At 61.5% G+C, this 16,852-nt stretch carries 1 protein-coding gene (cut by a window edge); it reads right to left on the bottom strand.

From position 1 onward, the window contains the following. Nucleotides 1-16,852 carry the 5' portion of an autotransporter-associated beta strand repeat-containing protein gene (locus ACFQDI_RS18185; RefSeq protein WP_377169428.1) on the bottom strand. It extends 10,460 nt beyond the left edge of the window, so the window shows 16,852 of its 27,312 coding nt (coding positions 1-16,852); the start codon lies at nt 16,850-16,852; its stop codon lies beyond the left edge, outside the window.

Genomic DNA, 16,852 nt, shown 5'->3' with positions numbered 1-16,852 from the left:
GTGTTTCGGTGAGTGATGCATTGTTGTTGCCCAGGTAGTTCAGCGTACCGCCCTGGAAGTTCAAAATGCGGGTCGTGCCGGAGATCGCCACTGCGCCACCGAGACGGTTGTTGATCGCATTGGCGGCAGCGCCGCTGTTGTCCAGCGTGAGCACGCCTCCCTGGGAGAGTGTTTCTACTGCGAAGCCGATCTTTCCGGTCGTGCCGCTGAGAGTGACCGTGCCGGCATTCACCAGCAATGTGCCGCTGATGCCTGCGCTGCTGTCGCCGGTGAGCACCCAGTTGCCGGAACCAATCTTCGTCACATTGAGCACACCGCCTGTGGAACCGGTTGTGAAGTAGTCGCTGCTGAAGGTCCCGGCAAAAGTGCCCCCGGTACTGTCACCAGTGACAAGCGTTCCCGCCGTGGCCACGCTGAAGTTCTTGATGATGGCCCCTGCGACGCCCGTGATCGTCCCCACCTGCAGGTTGGTCTGGCCGCGCATGTCGAGAATGTTGCCGCTGTAGCCCAGATTGATCGTGGTGCCCGCGTAGTTGGAATTTGCGCCGAGCACGATCGCACCGCTGGAACCGTCGGTGAAACCGAAGGTGTTCGCGACATAGCTGACACCGCCGAACTGAAGCGCTCCGGTTCCGGCTTTGAGGATCGTGCCGCTGGAGAGAATGTTGCTGTTGATGGTGAGACCGAGCTGGTTGTTGCCGTTCACCGCGGCATTGGTGACTGGATCCACGGTCACCGTCGTGCTGCTTGCGAGGCTGAGCAGCCCGAGCAGGGCCGGCACCGCACGCACATCATCAAGACTGGTGGAGGTGATGCCGCCCGTGAGAGTCAGCGCACCTGCGCCCGTGAGGACGATCGGTCCATTCCCTGCGGTGCCTCCACCCTGGCTGTTGAAGACGAGGCTGCCGATGGTTTCATTAAAGCCATTGAGCGTCCACTGCGCACCACCGCGCACGGTCACGGTGGCGCTGTCGGCGATCTGCTGCGAAGCCAGATTCACCACCTGGGCATTCGCGATGGGCATGGAGTCCGTGGCATTGTTATTGCCACCGCTGATGATGAGACTGCCGGTGATGGCATTGCCTGCACCGCTGAGGTTGTTGAGATTCACCACCATGGCGTTCACATAGGCAGTGCCCAGATAGGTATTGGCTCCGGCCAGTGTCAGCGTGGGTGTGCTGGTGCTCTGGCTCAGACCGTCCATGACGAGGTTCAGACCGCCGCTCACACCATTGTCGATGATGGAGGAGTTCACCGTGAGGACGTTGGCTCCCACGTGCAGGAAGAGTTCAGACTGCCCTGAGCCCGCTGTGAGCTGGCCTCGAACCGCCGTGCTGCCGATCGATGTTGCAAAGTTGTTGGTTCCCACGAGCAGACCGCCGCTGGTGAGTATCAGCGTATCGGTGCCCGAGCTGAAGGAAAGGGCGCGTGCCGCCGTGAGACCGTTCCAGGTCAGCGTGTTCACGACGGCGCCGCCGGTTGGCACGGTGATGGCCGTGTCACCGAAGCGCAGATTGCTTGTGCTGGTGGAGGTGGCAAAACTGGTGGTCTGCATGGCAGCGGTCAGTCCCCGCACCCCGGTGACAGGATCGTAAGTGGCAAATTCTGCGTTGGCCGTTGTGCTGGCGACGACAGAGTCCAGCCCGATAACAGTGGCCCAGCCGCCGATGATGCCATTGGTCAGAGTGGGCGCCGTGGTGAAAAGGATGGAGGGGTTGTCTCCCATCGTGCCGGTGCCTGCATAAAAGTTCAGCGTGGCCCCGAGGCTGCGTGAAAATGCCCCCGTGATGTTCAGGGTCGCCGTCCCGATGCCCGTCCCTGCCCCGGCGCCGGCCCCTACGTCCAGACGCAGTTCGTTTGCTGCGCCGGTCAAGGCAAGGCTTCCAATGGAAGCACTGCCAGCAGTGCCGCTGCGGCTGATGAACTGGAAGGCACCGCCATTGAGCGTGAGCGGCACGTTTGAGGCAAGACGGTTGCTCATGGCCTGAATGCCGGTGTCGTTCCACTGAAGGACCGCGTTGCGGACGAAGATACCGCTGGTGGCGGAGAGCCTGCCCTGATCGATCAGGGAAACGACACTCCCCTGAATCGTAGTGCTGCCGGCATAGCTGTTGTTGTCATGCATGGAGAGTGTGAATGCCCCTGTCTTGACGAAATTGATGATGTGCGACGCGTCTCCGGTGATCTGCCCCGCCCAGTCCGCTGCGGCACTGCTGGCGATGGTGAGGGTGGAGGCCGTGGTGGAGGTATTGGTCACGACGCCGCCTGTACCGGGCAGAATGCCCACGCTGGTAAAGTTGCCAGTGGTCTGCGTGTTGCCATTCAGGTCCAGCGTAGCGCCTGCATTCACGGTGAGCGCGCTGGCGTTCAGCGTAGAGGTGAGCGTGGAAATCGCAGGACCGGTGGTGGCAAGGAAGAAGAGGCTGTTGGTGGTGGGAGACGCGGCAGCAAGCTGCAGCGTCCCCAGATTGATGCGCGTCTGACCGGTGTAGTTGTTCTGCGCTGCACCCAGGATCAGGGTGCCATTGCCGCTCTTTGTCAGGCCGCTGGTGGATGGAGCGATGACGCCACCCAGAGCGGCATTGACCGTCAGCGTCGTGCCGCTGCCAGCGGTATGTATGATGATTTCACGCGTAGAACCACTGGCATTGGCCGCATTGATAAAGCCGCCGCCGACCGCGCCGATGGTGGAGCTCACAGTGGCCAGGATGCCGCCGCTCTCCACGGTCACATTGCGTCCGGAGTTGATCGTCAGCGTTGGATTCAGGGCTGTGCTGAAGGTCAGGGAGTTGACGTTCGTCGATGTATAAGCAGTGGCTGCCGTACCCGCATAAGTGCCGATGGCGGCACCGGCCGTGAGAGCCGTCGTCGTGTTGAGCAGGATGTTGTTGGAGGCCGTGAAAGTGGTGTCCATTTCCGTCCCTGCCACCAGTGCACGAAGTCCATTTGTCCCATAGAAGGCGAAGCTGACACCAGAACCGCCGCTGCCAGTGTCATCCACGATCATCCAGGGAATGATGGCCGCGTTCTTGGCGGCGGCAGCTCCCGCCTGACCGATGGCCGTGGGCGCGCCACCGAGCACCACGTTGGTCTTGCCGACCGTGAGCACAGCGGCGGTGCCCAGGCCGGCACCACGAATGAGCAAGGTTCCCGTGTTGGCCGCACGAGTGATGGTGTTCGTGCTGGTGGTGGACAGCGCCAGGGTGGAGGTGGCATTGACATCCAGCGTGATCAGATTGAAGCCGCCGGCAATCGTCAGGCTGTTGGCCCCCAGGGATTCATTCTGCGCCGTGATGTTGCCGGTATTGGCCGTCAGCAGCAGCGTGCCGCCGTTCATGGTAATGGCGTGGGAATTGAGCCGGTTCACCGAAGTGGCACCGAGCCCGGTGTAATCGAGCTGAAGCGTGTTGGAGGGGGTGAGGCCGGTGACGGGGCCGCCGTTGATATTGATCGCGGTGGTGGTGGTGCCTAGCATCGTGGTAGATGCGCCGGAGATCACCACTTTGCCCAAGGCCACGGTCAGGCCCGTCACGGTGGAGGCGGAGGTCACGCCGGTGAGTCTCAGGGTGTTGGCCCCCACCTTGGTAAGTGTGGTGCTGCCGGTCACCTGCGCCCCGAGTGTGAGATCGCCAAAGGTGGTGGCGCCAAGCCCGCTGGTTGAGTTGATGTAGTTCGTACCGATGCTGGTGGCGCCCCCGAGCGTGACAACGCCTGCGTAGCTGGCTGCGGTGGTGGAGGTGTTGATCAATGCGCCGAGCGAGCTGACGCTGCCGTAGCCTGTAATCGTGCCGCTGCCGCCGTAGCCGACGCCGGAGATGGTCAGGGCGTTGGCATTGGTGAGTGTCATGCCGTTCAAGTCGAGAACGGCACCGGTGGCAATGGTGATCGTGTTGGACGCAGCGCCCAGGGCTCCGGCGTTGCCCAGCTTGAGCGTACCGAGCGAGATGCTGGTATTGAAAACCTGGGTGCCGTTGCTGGCATTGAGCGTCAGAGTATTCGTACCCTGTTTCGTCAGAGTGATGCCGCTGCCGCCCACAATGGAGTTCAGCGTGAGGTCGCCATTGCCACCCACCGTGGAGCTGGAGCCCAGGGTGAGTATGCCGCTCAGGCTGGCGGCGGTGAGGCTGCTGTTCCACAGGGCGCCGCTGGAGCCTGCGGCAAGAACGGCCGTCGGTGTGGCGGAGGCGGAGGGAATGAGCGCCCCCGCGCCATTGATCGTCACATTTCCAGCCACCGAAGTCTGGCCATTGAGATCAAGCATGCCTGAGGCATTGAAGTAATAGGTGCCGGAAGCGCTGGAGACAGCGGCCTGGGAGAGCGTCACCGTGGTGCCGCTGATGGCGGTGATGTACGTACCCACAGGGATGCCTGTGCCGGAAACGCTCATGCCGACCTGCAGGGAAAGCGAGGTGGCTGTGTCAGCGCCTGCCAGCGTGAGCGTCGTGGAACCGCTGGTCACTGTTGGCAGAGAGGTCGTCGAGGAGTTGATGTTGCGAATGAGCGTACCGCCGAGGCTGGCCGTGGTACCGCCGCTCAGGGCTGACGCACTGTTGAGCTGGACAAAACCGGACTGGATGACGAGGTCGCCTGTGAAGCCGGTATTGCTGCCACCGAGGATCAAAGAGCCGGTGCCTGCCTTGTACATGGCATTCGCAGTGCCGCCACCTGCATGAGTGATGGCACCGATCAAATTGAGAGTTCCCGCGCCCTGGCTGGCGGTGTTTGTGGTGGCGATGACCACGCCGTTCCCAATCGTGATCGCCCCATCCACACCGACCCATCCTGCGCCGTAGATGCCGTTCGCACCGTTCACGATGTTGAGCTTCGAGTTGTTGTTCAAGACCATGGCCGTGCCGGTCATTGGCGCGATCACAGCGCCCAGCGGCGAGGCAAGCGTGTCGATGGTGGCCGAAGCGCCGGCAGCGAGGGTGTAGTTGTTGTTAATGATCGCCGCAAAGTTGTAGCTGTTGGCCGCAGTCGGCGCCGCCGTGGCATAGAAGAGATTGCTGGAGGAGATGGACTGGAAGCCGCCCGTGGCCCCGGCCACGGTATTGCCCACGCCATTGCTGGCTGTGTCAGCACCTGAGTAGAGCAGCCGGTAGGAGCCGGAACTCGTGGCATTGTAGGCGGTGTAGGTGATGGTATGGTAGCCGCTGCTAAGCGTGATCTGTCCATTCCCCGTGGCCTCGGTCAGCCCGGCATGAGGACCGATGTCGCTGATGAGCAGCTGACCGTCGATGTAAAGCACGCTCGCGTCATCCGAGGCGCTGCGAAAAGTGTAGGTGCCGCCCGTGGTGATTTTCAGCAGCCCTTGCAGCGTGCTGATGCCGTTGGTGAATGAGGCCGAGGTCGCTGCCGCACGATTGTTCATGCTTGCATCGTTCAGCAGGCCCACGGTGCCGACGCCGGAGAAGCCGATGCCCGCCACATTGACATTGAGAACTCCCTGCGCGGCAGCAAGGCTGCTGTAGCCGGCATTTAAACCACCAGCCGTGTAGCCAGCCGGCGTGGTGGATGGCGCTGTCGAGGGCGCTTGAATCAGCAGCGGGTAGTAGCTGCTGCCATTGTAGCTGGAAAGCTCAATAGGATTGGTGGCAACGGTCGTGGTCGTGCCCTGAGTCACGATGTCGGGGAAATACAGGGAACCCAGGCCGATGTTGACCGGCTTGTTTCCAGCCGTGTAACCGTAGACGTAGGCCGTCGTGCCAGCTGCGACGTTGAAGCGGGGAGCCCCCGTCGTGTCTGTGACGTTTTGGAAGATGATCGAATACGCGTTGGCGCTGGTCAGATTCAGCACCTGCGTTCCGGTCATCGTCAGCTGCGGCACTTTGATGGCGTTGCCTGTGCCGTTGCCAGAGACCGTCACGCCGATGCCGGCCGCATTGCCCACGAAGAGGTTCGCATAGTTGGAGTCCGGATTGACGGTGATCGACAGTCCCTGATAAACAATGAGACCGCTGTTGCTCAGACCATTGTTCTCAAGCGCCAGAGTGCCATTGCTGGTGATCGTAACATTGGCATTGGCCAGAGGCTGTGGAGTGTTGCCTGTGACTCCCCCCAGCACCATGACACCTTCATTGACGATGATGGAACCGCCAAAGCTGTTGTTGTTGGTCAGAGCCAGAGTGCCAAGACCGGTCTTGATGATGCTCGAAGCCCCGCCGCCCGCACCACCGTTATCGGTGATGACACCACCCAGCGTGAGGAATGTTCCGGGAACATCCACATTCACCGTTGTGCTGCCAGAATTGAGGGTCAGAGATCCGTTCAGCGTCAAACCATTTGGTCCTTTGTAGCTGAGATCATTGCCACCCAATACCAGCGCATTGGAGATCACGTTGGCGGCTGATGTCGAAGTCAGGTAGGTGCCTGTGCCGATGGTGAACGTGCCCGTGCCGAGAGGCCCGCTGATCACCGCGCCACCCACGCCAGCGGTAATGCTGCTGCCACCGATGGCTATGCCACCTGCAGAGAGATTCACACCACCGTCAAATGTGCTGGCACCGCTCATTTGCAGCAGCCCGTTGCCCGCCTTGGTGATGCCAACGCCCGCACCTGTCGTGCCGATGCCCACGATTGGAGAAGCAATGGAGAGAGAGGCCGTCAGCTGGGTGACCGTGCTGCCTGCGATCTGGATGGGGTTCACCGTGATGGTGTTCTGGCCCGTGGCGAGACCGAGGGATGCAACGCTGATGAGGGAGACGGTGGCTGGATTGCTGGAGCTTGCTGTGATGGGAGCTGAACTCGATAGATTGAGCACGCTCACCGGTATGGTCGTGGCCGTGGTCACGGTGGGAGCCCCTTCACCACCGTTGTTGTTAAACACAAGACTGTTCAGCGTCTGCGTGCCGGCCAGATTCACAGTGGACTTGCCGATGATGGTCAGGGTGTTGCTGGACTCTATCTGGCCGCCGATGCCGACCGCATTGCCTCCGGAAGCGCTGATGCCAACATTCAGCGTGGTGGCGGTCACGCCGGTGGCGGCGCCCACGAGCGTGAGTCCGCCGCCCGGAATCACGATGGTGCCGGCGGTCGCGGCCGCGAGATTCACGGTGCCCTGATTGATGACCGTGCCACCTGTGTAGGTGTTTGCAGCGGTGAGTGTGAGTGTGCCAGTGCCAGCCTTGTTCAGGCGCGTCACACTCCCCAGGCCGTTGTCCTGAATGATGGAATTGATCACCATGTCGGAGGCAAAGGTCAGGGTCTGCGCGCCGCTGGTGGAAAGAGCATTGTAGTTGATGGACAACTGGGTTCCGCTCAGCACCTGGGTGATGTATGCGCCGGTGGGGATGCCCGTCCCGCTGATCGCCATGCCTGCAAAGAGACCAGTGGTCGAAGTGATGGTGACCACGTTGCTGTTGGCCACCGTGCCCGTACCGGCGACACCCGTGCCTGTGACAGTACTTGCGGTGTTATATACCACCAGCTCAGAAGTGCCCGATGTTGCCGTGCCGCCTGTAGTCAGGAAGCCGCGGACCCCGGGCGTGCCGATCATGGTGGACCCCACGCCGCTGTTGCTGTGAAGGAGCCCCCCCTTGATGATGTTCAGCACATCGTCCGGGCTGGTGAACGCCAGGTCGTTTTCAGCCACACCGGCAAAGCGCAGGTAGTCCGTGGTCGCACCGCCAGACGGCAGAGTGATCACCTGGTTGATGCCGGCGATGCCGTTGAGAATGTTGGTCACGTTGCCTGCGCCAAAGCCGTTGAGCGTGCCGCCAGAGTAGGTGTTCAGCACGTTGGCTCCCGCCACCGCCGTGGTGGTGGTGACGGTACCTCCGGACATGTAGCCGCCGGCGTAGCCTTGATATCCAACGGTTCCCACTGCGCCGATGCCCATCGAGGGATTGAAGCCCGCCCATGTGTCCGAGTTGGCAATGGCCCAGGCCCCGATGACGCCGGTGGCGGTGCTGTACCCCATGCTGGCGCTGTTGGTGACGAGAATGCGCGGGTTCGAGCCATCAGCCCCCAGCGTGGTGCCGAGGAAGTTCAGGATGGCGTCCGCTGTGCGTGTGATGCTGGCGAAACCCAGGTCTGCATTCGAAAACGTACCGGTGCCCCCGATGGCCACCGAGATGGTGCTGACACCCGAGGCTGCAGTGAGGGCCCCCAGGCTCTCGGCAGTGTAGGTGTTGGCGCGTCCGGTGAGAATGATGTTGCCAGCGTTGATGGAAATCGTCGCCGCGTCATTGATGCGGTCATTGTTGTTGGTGAACAGATCCGTGTTGTTGTTCAGGCTGAGGTTCGCATAATTCAGCGTGATGGAGGAGGTGTTGGAGAGCGTGGCATTATCCTGAAGCGTGAGCCCGCCCCCCAGAATGATCGTGGCACCGTAGTAGGGGTTGGCGGAAAGCATCAGGGTGGTGTTGCCGTTGACCCGGGCAAACGTGATGGCATTGGCCAGGCTGCCGGTGATGCTGCCTGCCCAGGTGCCAGTGGTGGCGTTGGAAACCAGCAAAGCGGGTCCATTGCTACTGGTGACCGTACCGCCAGCCCCAGGAACCACGCCGCCATTGCTGCTGAAGTTGCCCACGTATTGCACGGTGCCGTTCAGATCCAGCGTGGCTCCGTAGTTCACCGTCAGCGCGCCTCCGTTGTCAAACAGGGTGTTGTTCCCGGCCGCAAGCTTCGTGGTGCCGCCGTTGAGAACAGTGGCCCCGGTGTAAAACTGCCGGGCGGTGATGTTGAGATTTCCGCTGAGCCCCTTGGTCAGCCCGCTGATGGCTACACTGGCCACGGGGCTCGCTGTGTTCGGGAAGAAGTTGGTGCCTGCGAGATTTTGATTGGTCACCAGGGTGCCGACGAGCGTGCCGCCGAGATTCAAGGTGGAACCGCTCGCCACCTGGATGATGGCTTCCGTGCCCGTCGTGCTGGGATTGGCAGTGGTGGTCACGTTCACCGGCGCCAGCACAATGCGTGTGGCGTTCAGCGTGTTCGTACCGCCATTCACCAAAATGCCACCGCTGCTCAGGGTGAGTGAGAGATCGCTGGCCAGCCCCGTTGCGGCATCCGTGCCCACACCCACGGTGAGGCCGTTGCCGTTGATGGAGAGTGCATTGAGCATGCGACCGCCCGGTGCAGCCCCGGCTGAATAGAGTGCATTCGTGGTACTGCCCGTCACCTGCAGCGTGATCGTCGGCGTCGAGATCAGGCTCGCAAGTGTGACATCAGCTGGAGTGCTGTAGTTGGTAAAAGTGGTGAGACCATTGGCCCCCATGGCCGCCCAGGAGGTGCCTCCGATGGTGATGCGGGGAAGCAGCGCATTGGCGGAAGAGGTGATCGCCCCATACGCAGGCACACCGAAAGTGATCCCACTCCCGGAGGCCACTCCGGAAGCAGCCACAGCCTGGCTCAGTGTGACCGTGGTGCTGGTGAGGCTCGAAATCGTGGTGCCGTTCAGGATGCCGACACCCGTCACAGCCTGGCCGGTGGCAAGCCCCGTCGTTGAGGCAACGGTAAGGGTGGTCCCTGTCACGGTGGCTGCGCTTGTGTTCAACAAGCTGCCAAAGTTCACCTGGTTGGTGCTGGTGCCGAGGGCCACATTGGAGGTGACATCCAGTGTGCTGCCGGCGTTGACGGTCAGTGAGGAGAAGTTCAGCTTGGTGGTGCCGCCGTTGCTGGTGATGTTCATGGCGCTCTGGCCGCTTGTCCCCATGACCAGAGCCCCGGCTCCTGTGCCGGCTGTGCCCTCAATGCTTCCCGCGCTGTTGCCGATGAAATTGAACGTGCCACCGGCGAGTGTCAGCGGATGATTGGCCAGACGATTGCCCAGGGCGGATCCGCTGTTGTCCAGCGTAAGTGTTGCGGAAGGATTCACGGTAATGCCGGACGTGCCGCTCAGGGCGCCAGCCGCTCCGTTGATCACCGTCGTACCGCTGTTCAGCGTGGTGGCTCCGGTATAGAGGTTGGCTGCCGTCAGCGTCAGCGTACCGGTGCCCGAATAAGCGAGGGCGTTTGCGCCTGTGCCTGCGTTATAGACACCGCTGATGAGCACATTGCCAGAACCGGCCAGAGTCAGGGTTGAGGCGGCGGTGTTGGTGATCCCCCCGGAGAGAATGAAGGATGACCCGCCGGCAATGTTGTTGGTCATCAACCGGCTGGCCCCAAGAGCCAGCACACCGGCAAACTCAATCGAGTTGCTCCCGGACAGCACGGTCACAGAACTGGTGATAGACACGGGATTGACGATGGCATTGGTCCCTGTCAGCGCCAGGGAGCCGGCACTCAGCGTTCCCCCGCCAAAGGTGAAAGTTCCGGCCGAGGTGCCAAAGGGATTCTTGGCATTCACGATGACATTCCCCTCCGTCAAGCTCACCCCGCCGGTATGCGCATTGCTCGCGTTCAGGGTCACTGTGCCGAGCGTGTTGAAGGTCAGCAGCGAAGTGTAGGTCGAGGGCAGGCCTGCATTGAAGATGGTGTTTCCTGTGCCTCCGAGGGTCAGCGCCGCACTGGCAGTCACCGAAAAAGGACCGCCGAATGTCAGCGTGCCACTGGGGGCGATGTTGTTGAAGATGGAGCCTGCAGCTCCCAGGTTGATGATGGTGGTGCCGGTGAATGCGATGGAGTTCAGGCCATTGAAGGTGAAATTGATGCCGGAAGAGCCCGTGAGAGAAACGGTGCTGGCGATGGTGGTTCCCGCCGAATTCAGCGTAAACATCCCGCCTGTGGCTCCCAGAGTGAGCAGTGTGCCTGCGCTCATGCCCAGCGGATTGGCGCTGCTGGCGGAGATGGTGCTCCAGCCGGAGCCAATGCCCAGGAAACCATCGGAGATGGTGACGCCGCCGGTAAAGGTGTTGGCCCCGTTCAGGATCCAGACACCGCCGTTGCCCTTGGTCAGGGACAGGCTTCCCCCATTGTCTGCCAGCACAGAGGTGATGGTGTTGGCATCGCGGCTTTCCCCCGTCAAAGTCAACCCCTTGGCACCGCTGCCAAGATTGATGATCTTGGTGATGTTCAACGCTCCGCTGCCACTGGAGTCGATGGTGTTGCTGGCGGTGGTCGTGTTGAGATTGATGGTGCGTGTGACCGTTTCGCCAGTGCCGACGTAGAGGAGGTAGCCACCGGCAGTGGTGCCATTGCCGAGGTTCAGCGTTCCGGTGGCATCACCAAAGGAACTCGACATGCCGCCTGCCCCAATGCTTTGAACCGCAAAGGCACCTCCCCCGCTGATGAAGGTGTTGCCGGTGTAGGTGTTTGCCCCATTGATGAGGAACATGGTGCCTGCGGGTGTGGACAAAGTCAGCGAGCTGCCGGTGGCTCCGCTGATGTTACCGGCCAGCGTGTAGATGTCAGCAGCGGTGGTTCCATTGTCCGTGACGGTGATGGTTCTTGCGCCCCCGTTCAGATCGATAGGATTCAGAATGGTCGTGTCTGAAAGTGCGGTGGCAGAGCCCAGCAGCAAGGTGCCGCTGGTGAAAGTGGAAGAGCCAAAGGTCAGCGTCGACAGCGACGAAAGACCGCCGATGGCAACAATGAGCGAAGAGCCTGATGCCGCAAAGCCACCGTTGGAGGAACCTGAGAGCCACTGCACCTGCCCTGCCCCCGTGCCCAGACTGCGTGTGAAAATGCCGGAGGTCTCCAGCACCCCGCCTGCCAGCACCAGATTGCTGTTGGCAGAGAGACTGCCGACACTGCCAAAGGTCAGGGACGTTCCGCTGGCCACGGTGTTTGCGGTGCTCAGCCGGATCTGCAAAGGGCCGAGGATGCTGGCAATCGTGGTCCCGGGGGCAATGCCGGCACCGGTGACCGTCTGGCCCACCGCGAGTCCCGCCGTGCTGGCGAGATCCAGCACCGTCGAGGCGGTGGCATTGGCAACAGTAGTCGCTGTGGTGAGCGTGGAGCCTGCGTCCTGGGCGCGCAGAGTGCCCGCCGAGATGGTGGTGGCGCCGCTGTAAGTGTTGGCGGCGTTGCCGAGGATCCACAGGCCCGTGCCCGCCTTGGTCACGCTGAGCGCCGTGCTGTCTATGGTGTTGTTGATAAGCTTCAGGTCGATCTCGTTGTCTCCCGTGGAGTTGCCCTGCAGCGTCAGCGTCTTCGCACCGGAGGTGGAGAAGGCAATAGATCCGGTGTTGGTGAACCAGATGGCTGCGTTGTTCTGGTTGCCGGTGCCGACGGCTGAGTTCCCATATCCTCCTGAGGAATCCAGGGCTCCATTGCCCGCGAGTGTGAAAAGGCGGTTCGTCTGCACGGACGGTGACTGGATGGTCGAAAGGAAGGAGTTGCTGTTTTGCCCTATGTATTGAAGCACGCCCGCCGCAGCACCTGCGGAGCTGCCGAGGACAAGGCTGGCGGCATTCCCCTGGGCGCTGCCAGTGCCAATGCTGCTGACGCTGCCGTAATTGGCCAGGAGTGACACGGCCAGAGTGCCCTGGGCGATGGTGGTCACACCGCTGTATGTGTTGTAACCGATGCTGCCCAGTGTCTGCCCAGTGGGAGTGGTGCTGGAGACGGCTCCGTTGAGAGGATTCAGATACTGCGTGCCCGAGCCGTTTTTGGTGACATTGAGCACGCCATCACCATCTTTCAGCAGACCGGAGAAACCGGCGCTGGCCGTGGTGGTGACGTTGTACGCACCAATGTTCAGCGTGGCTGCCGTGTTGCTGCCGCCACCGCTGTTGGTGACAGTGCCCGCACCTGTGAGCGCGCCGATCGTGATGGTATTGCCCGCGCCTGCGGCGTTGAGGTCGAGCACGGCATCCTGGCGGACAGCGGTAATGTTGCCAACAGTGGTGATGGCGCCCAGCGTGGCAGTGGCGCCCGACAGCTGAAGGGTGCCTGCGTCGATGTTGACGTTGCCGGTGAAGGCATTCGCGCCGCTGATGATCAGCTTGCCCGAGCCTGCCTTGGTCAGAGCCCCTGCACCGCTGCTGATGGCTGCGCTGATGGTGAGAGTGTTGTCGTTGTTGCTGCCACCGGTATAGACGATGATTTCACTGCCTGCACCGCCCAGCGTGAAAGATGCGGAGCTGGCGCTGATGGTGGCCGAGCCTGTGGAGTTGTCGAAAAGTACGCCGCTGGTGCTGCCCGCCGTGCCGAGTGTCAGCACTCCGCCAAGGGTCAGAGAAGTATTGCCGGAGATCTTGAGCGCATTGATCGTTTCCGGCGCCGTGGTGGTGACTGTGCCGCTGCTCAGCCAGTAGGTGCTGGTAGCGGTGGAAAGCGAGGCGGGCAGCCCGGACACATAGCCCGCATAGGCAGACACCACGTAGGGCCCTGTGCCCGTCACGGTGGCAAAGTCCACCGCGCTGGTGGTTGGGTTTGTGTAGTAGGCGAAACCGTTGTTCGTGGTGAGGCCGATGATTCCGTTCACCAGAGTGGGCGAAGTGGTGAAGCGTATGGCAGTGCCAGCGCCGGCACTGAAGTTAAGCACCGCACCTGCGCCGCGCGTGCCGATGGGGGTGGCATTGCCAAAGGTAAGTGTCGGCGTGCCACCGTTGGCCGTGGTGGTGATGTTCCCCTGTCCTGCAGTGGGAATGAGCTGCCCGACGGTCATCGCCGTGGCTCCTGCGGCCGCAGATCCAAGCATCTGAAAAGTGCCTCCGGCATATCCGTTTCCAGTGAGGACATCCGTGGAGAACACCAGGTTGTTGCTGCTTGTCAGCGGCGCGGAGCCGTTGCCGCTGGCTGCCGTGGGCTGGACCTGCAGCGTACCGCCCGCCACCGTCACTGTGCCGCTGAAGCTCTGCGCCACACCGGTGGCCCCGACACTGCCAAAATACAGCGTGCTGCCTGCACCGATGGCAGTGGCAATGGTGTTGTTGAAAACCACATTGTTGCCGTAGATGGCCGTGATGAAAGTCCCGGCAGGCACGTTGGCCCCCGTCACGCTTTGGCCCACGACCAGTCCCGAGGCATTCGCCAGAGTGACAACGTTGGTGTTGGCGGCGCCGTTAAAGCTCAGTGCTGAGGAGGCGGCAATGGCTGCGGTCGTGGCAGCACTCAGCGTGATGGTGTTGGTGGTGCTGTTGATCGCTGTAATGTAGGTGCCCGCTGGAAGGCCCGCGCTTGCAGTAACGATCATCCCCACATTCAGCCCCGTCGTGCTGGCGAGTGTCACAGACGTGCTTCCTGAGGCGGTACTGCCGCTGGTCGCAATGGTGGGAATGGTGGCCGCAGATGAGGCCTCACCGCCAAAGACGATGGAAGCACCGCTGCTGATGGCACCGGACGTGCCCACACTGAGGGTGACCGTGGTGGCCGTCAGCGCACTGATGTATGTCCCCGCGGCGATGCCTGTACCGAAGACCTGCTGTCCCACCGCCAGCCCATTGGTACTGGCAAAATTCAGCACCGTTCCGCCACTTGAGGTGGTGTTGTTCGTGGCCACCGTGGCGCCTGCGGCCACTGCTGCAGCTGCGTAGGAAGAAGCCGCCGGCGCATAGAGCCAGGTGCCGGAACCGCCTTTGATGAGCGAGGTCCTGTTCGCCGCGAGAACACCATTGTCCAGGATCACGCCAGTGATCTGATTGATCACCGCAGCTGTGCCCGTGTTGTTGTACCCTTCCAGGTAGAGTGTTTTGGCCCCCGCTCCCGGAGCGGCGATGCTGCTGGTCAGCGTGAGCCCCGTGGCCCCAGTGTTTGCCGCCGCCTGCTGCTGATTGGCAAACAGCACCGCCCCACCCGTCGTGCCTGAAAGCAGGATGGCCTTGTTGGAAGTTTCCCCCACACCGCCTGCGGCTGATCCCAGGTAATTCAGAATGCCGTTGGTGGTGGTGCTTCCAATCTGGATGCCACCACTGCCCGTGCCCGTGGTAGTGTTCACATTGAGCGCACTCAGGGCATTGACGTACACACTGCCGTTGGTGATGTTAAATACGCCGACATTGGTGGAGGCTGTACCTTGAATGGCCAGAGCACCATACCCGGCCTTGGACCAGATCTGGTCCACGTTGCCCACGGAGCTCAGCAGGTTGCCGGTCAGCAGCACATCACCGTTGGCGGTGATGGTATAGGTCCGGGTGGCGGTGCTGTCCTGGGAGAGAAAGCTCGTGTTCAGCGTGAGCAGTCCGTTCAGGCTGCTGGTATAGCTGTGGTTGTTCCCGGCGGTGGCAGAGAAGCCATAGGCGATCGTCCCTCCAGACCCAATGGTGATCCCATAGCCGTCATTGCCGTTGAAAGTGGTCACGAGCGCGCTGGTGGAAAACAGTGCTTCATTGAGACCTGGAGAGACGACGCCGTTCACACTGGCGCCGCCAATGGTGACGGTTTGATTGATGCCCACACCTCCGACTGAGCGCCCGGCATAAATGGTGGAACCAGCGGCATTGACATAGGCAACCGTCTTTTTCGAGAAGTCCGTGTTGCCTTCATCCACGCGCAGTTCGTAGGTGCCGGCGTAGGAATAAATGGATTTGATGTCAACGGCGGCTCCCAGGGCACCCGGCGAGTAGGCACGGAGGAAAGAGCCGGTCACTTCCACTGCTCCGAGGAAGTTGTTGTAAGGGTTGGCCAGGGTGACCTGACCAAGCAGACCGCCGCCACTCCAACGGTAGAATGAAAGAGAGCCCACAGTCCCTCCGGTCACGAAACCGTTGAAGCTGGAGTTGCCATAGCCGTTGATCTGAAGGTCAAGCCCGCCGGCAATGTTGATCGTGGAGGCACTGGTGAAGTTCATGGTTCCAGCGACAGAAGCCACACGTGTCTCGGTGTTCGAGGCTGCGGTGAAGATGCCGCTGAAATTATTGTTGCCGATGTTCACCAAGGCATATCCGGCGCTGTTGTTGGCACCACTGATGCCGTAGCCCGCCACGCCCAGATTGCGGGTAAAATTGAGCCCTGTGGTGCCGCCCTGCACCACCAGCGCACCACCGGCGAGCGAGCTGTTCAAGCCCGCAACGGAGATCGTCGTGGTGGAGGCCCCCAGCTGCCCCATGTTGCTGATGACCAGGGTGCCGCCGAGGACGTTGGTAAATCCGGTGTAGCTGTTGTTGTTGGTCAGGTACACCACACCTCCGCCCGTTATCGCCAGGGACCCGCTGCCGGACAGCAGACCGGCAAAAGTGTTCCATGAACTGGAGTTGGCGATGTTTGTGTTCACAGAATAGCCGCCCACAGCCGAAGTAAGCGCTCCGCCGATCGTCAGCACCGCGCCATTCCCCAGCACCACGTTTCCGCCCAGCGCACCGCCGCCAGAGAGAGAGCCCACGGATTGATTGAAGCCATTGAGATCCAGCGTGGCTCCCGCGACATTGGCCAGAGAGAGCGCCGAGCCCGCACTGAGAGCATAGGCGCTTCCTGCCTTCAGGGTACCTGCCAGAATGCTGGTGGCCCCTGTATATGAGTTGCTGCCAGAAAGTGTCACGATGCCCGTGCCCGTGCTGTTGATGGTCAGCCCTCCTGCGCCACTGATGCCACCGCTGCTCGTCATATCCCCGCTGGATGTGTTGGCGAGGGTGAGAAGGTTGCCACCATTGGTGATGCTCCCCACAATGGAAAGCAGACCACCGGAGCTGTTGGTGAATGATTCGGCTGCACCCAGCGCCAAAGTCAGCTTGCTGTCACCGATCGTGATCGTCCCGCTGGAAGCCCCCACCGCAATCCCCCCTGCCCCGAGGGTGAGAACCTGCGCCAGCCCGTTGCTGACGAGTGTGTACCCGGAGGTATCAAAGCTCAGCCCGCCAGCGGTGATTCCTGCGGCCAGGGTGACCAGACCGCCCGCGCCCTGAAAGGCCGCCGTGTTTCCGCCTGCATTATTCCAGATGTCATCAGTTCCACCTCCAAGCCAGTTGGAAGTGGTCATGTCCCAAGTACCGGCACCTCCACTGCCACTTTGATCCTGCGCGGGATCCCAGATCACAGTCGCTGCGCTCAAAGGCACAGGCAGCGTCATCAGAGGCATCAGCAAAAACAGACACAT

This window comes from Prosthecobacter fluviatilis, assembly GCF_042655725.1.
Lineage (GTDB): Bacteria > Verrucomicrobiota > Verrucomicrobiia > Verrucomicrobiales > Verrucomicrobiaceae > Prosthecobacter > Prosthecobacter fluviatilis.
This window is presented reverse-complemented; position numbering and strand designations above follow the sequence as displayed.